The organism is Okeania sp. SIO2F4 (genome assembly GCF_010672385.1).
Lineage (GTDB): Bacteria > Cyanobacteriota > Cyanobacteriia > Cyanobacteriales > Microcoleaceae > Trichodesmium.
This window is the reverse complement of sequence record NZ_JAAHGT010001114.1, coordinates 1-2,832: the sequence shown is the minus strand read 5'-3', so window position 1 is coordinate 2,832 and position 2,832 is coordinate 1. Positions and strand designations below refer to the sequence as shown.

Here is a 2,832-nt window from a genome sequence, read left to right as displayed (position 1 = left end):
GGTCCCATAAAAGTTTAAGCTAAAAATTGAGAATTCCCTCAAACACTAGATGTAGTGAGAAAGAACTATAGCGCTACAGTACATCTAGAGTCAATCGACAAAATCAGCCTAATTCCAGGAATTGTGCCAGAGCACAAAAATTCAGTTAGTAGTTAGGCAAGTTTTGAGGTCCCATAAAAGTTTAAGCTAAAAATTGAGAATTCCTCTAAAGACTAGATTTAGTGAGAAAGAACTATAGCGCTACAGTACATCTAGAGTCAATCGGCAAAATCAGCCTAATTCCAGGAATTGTGCCAGAGCACAAAAATTCATTTGGCAGTTAGGAAAATTTTGGGCATTGCCGAGTGGTAATGATTTTTAGATTAAGTACCAACGCAAAACATAAGTTTTTCAATTTTACCTTCAGCTACTTACCATTACATTTCAGCAACGCCAAATTTTGAGGTAAGAGCAAAGTTTAACTAAAAATTGATAATTCCTTTAAGCACTAGATGTAGTGAGAAAGAACTATAGCGCTACAGTACATCTAGAGTCAATCGGCAAAATCAGCTTAATTCCAGGAATTGTGACAGATGATAAAAATTCAGTTAGTAGTTAGGAAAATTTTGAGGTATGATAAAAGTTTAACTAAAAATTGAGAATTTCCTCTAAACACTAGATTTAGTGAGAAAAAACTATAGCACTACACTACATCTAGAGTTTAGGGAAAAACATGCATAATTTCTGGAAATGAAAAATTTTAAGGAATATCTTCAGCTAAGGTACAGTCATCACAAATTCCGAAAAATTCCAAAGTGTGGTAAAAAATCTTAAACTTGTGGGACTGCTGCAACTTGTCTTCCAAATCGTGGAGAGGACATTCATTAATAGGTATAGAAGTCCCACATTTAACACAAGTCATATGATGTTGGTCTTGCTGTAGACAACTATAAACAGATTCACCATTGGCCAAAGTCCGGACAATTACTACACCCTCTTGCTTGAGAGCATCCAAAGAACGATATACTGTTGCTAGCCCCAGAGGTCGGTTACATCTGCGTAGTTTTGAATAGATATCCTGAGCAGATAGCGATCGCTTCTGGGTTTTTAGTAGTTTTAAAACACGCTCTTGAGAGCGGGTGCGATTGGTTTTCATGGCCAATGTAGTTAATTTGGGTAGAACTTAACAGATAATATCTAAGTAGTTAAATTAAAATCTAAAATTTTGTACTAACGTGACAAAACAATATCAAGCACAAATCCATGTTACCCTAAGACCATCTGTTTTAGACCCTGCTGGTACCGCAGTTCAATCTGGGTTGGCACAAATGGGACATAAAAATGTAGAACAAATTAGAATTGGTAAATATATTGAGTTGAAACTTCAGGCAACGGATGAAGCAACTGCTAGAGAACAAATAGAATTAATCTGCGATAAATTATTGGCAAATCCTGTCATTGAAAATTATCGTTTTGAATTAGAGGGAGTAGGGAGTAGGGAGTAGGTTCAATAATTAATAATTAATAATTAACAATTAACAATTAATAATTAATAATTAACAATTAATAATTATCTCTTCTGATCAAGAAGAGGATTGGCTCAAAGGAATTTTTTTTCTTCTCTTGGTTGATTGGATATGGCGTTTTCGGCGCTTGAGCCGACATGAAACGCGGAGCGACTTGAATTGCGGAGCGGCTCTGCGTTCTTCGGGAGACCTCGCCATCCCATCCTAACGGAATGCTCCGCAAACAACCGCTTTTTTCTCCATGAATGGAGAGGCTTTATACCTTAATTTTTCCGTGAAAGAGAGGTATTTTTTTCCTAGCAATCAACAAGCTTAAATTAATTTAAAATTTATATGAAATTTGGCATTATTATGTTTCCTGGTTCCAATTGCGATCGGGATGTAGCTTGGGTAACTCAGGGGTTATTGGGTCAACCAACTCGCATGGTTTGGCATCAAGAAGAAGATATTTCTGATGTGGATGTAATAGTTATCCCTGGAGGTTTCAGTTATGGGGACTATTTAAGATGTGGAGCGATCGCCCGTTTTTCCCCAGTAATGAAAGCAACTATTATCCACGCTCAAAAAGGTAAATTAGTTTTGGGGATCTGTAATGGTTTTCAGATATTGACAGAAATAGGGTTATTGCCAGGGGTATTGGTGCGAAATCAGAAATTAAATTTTATTTGCAATCAAGTTCCTGTCAAAGTAGAAAATTCTGATACTCCTTGGACATCAGCTTATACAAAAGGAGAAGTAATTAGTTTGCCAATAGCTCATGGTGAGGGTCATTACTATGCTGATGCAGATACTTTGAAAGATTTGGAAAATAATTGTCAAATATTATTTCGCTATTGTACAGAAAATGGTGAAATTAGTCCAGAAGCTAATCCCAATGGTTCCCTTAACAATATTGCTGGTATCTGCAACCGTCAAGGCAATGTCTTGGGAATGATGCCTCATCCAGAGAGAGCATCAGACCCAATGTTAGGTGATACAGATGGCATGAAATTATTTAAAGGGTTATTAATGGCTGTAGTTGGAATTTAGTTACAGTCATCTATGGTAGTCTCTTTCCCTATGAAAATAAAACTCAATTTAAATTTAGAGCATATTGCAGTTCAATAATTAATAATTAATAATTAACAATTAATAATTAATAATTACCTCTTCTTGAAAACGGATAGGATTGATTAAAAGGGAATTTTTTTTCTTCTCTTGGTCGATTGGAGGCTAGCGAGGAGACCTCGCCATCCCATCCTAACGGACTGCGAGCAATTCATGTCGCGAAGCGTTAACGAAGTTGTGCGTTAGCTAAACGACCGCTTTTTTCTCCATGAATGGAGAG

At 36.4% G+C, this 2,832-nt stretch carries 3 protein-coding genes; 2 read left to right on the top strand and 1 reads right to left on the bottom strand.

The window, feature by feature from the left end; all coding sequences use genetic code 11:
• Positions 1 to 739: 739 nt before the first annotated feature.
• Positions 740 to 1,135 (bottom strand): Fur family transcriptional regulator, encoded by a 396-nt coding sequence (locus F6K22_RS37730; RefSeq protein ID WP_293109938.1) that lies wholly within the window; start codon positions 1,133 to 1,135, stop codon positions 740 to 742.
• Positions 1,136 to 1,214: 79 nt separating this feature from the next.
• On the opposite strand from F6K22_RS37730, the gene purS reads away from it, so the two are divergent.
• Both purS and purQ read left to right on the top strand, forming a co-directional pair.
• The gene (gene purS, locus F6K22_RS37725; protein ID WP_293109936.1) at positions 1,215 to 1,484 is read left to right on the top strand and encodes a phosphoribosylformylglycinamidine synthase subunit PurS; all 270 of its coding nucleotides are present in this window, start codon (positions 1,215 to 1,217) and stop codon (positions 1,482 to 1,484) included.
• Between the two features lie 354 nt (positions 1,485 to 1,838).
• The gene (gene purQ / locus F6K22_RS37720) at positions 1,839 to 2,534 is read left to right on the top strand and encodes a phosphoribosylformylglycinamidine synthase subunit PurQ (RefSeq protein ID WP_293109934.1); all 696 of its coding nucleotides are present in this window, start codon (positions 1,839 to 1,841) and stop codon (positions 2,532 to 2,534) included.
• Positions 2,535 to 2,832: the final 298 nt, after the last annotated feature.

What these genes read in the sequence shown, in the direction of transcription:
- F6K22_RS37730 (WP_293109938.1), bottom strand. Translation starts at nt 1,135, where the DNA reads ATGAAAACCAATCGCACCCGCTCTCAAGAGCGTGTTTTAAAACTACTA.
- purQ (WP_293109934.1), top strand. Translation starts at nt 1,839, where the DNA reads ATGAAATTTGGCATTATTATGTTTCCTGGTTCCAATTGCGATCGGGAT.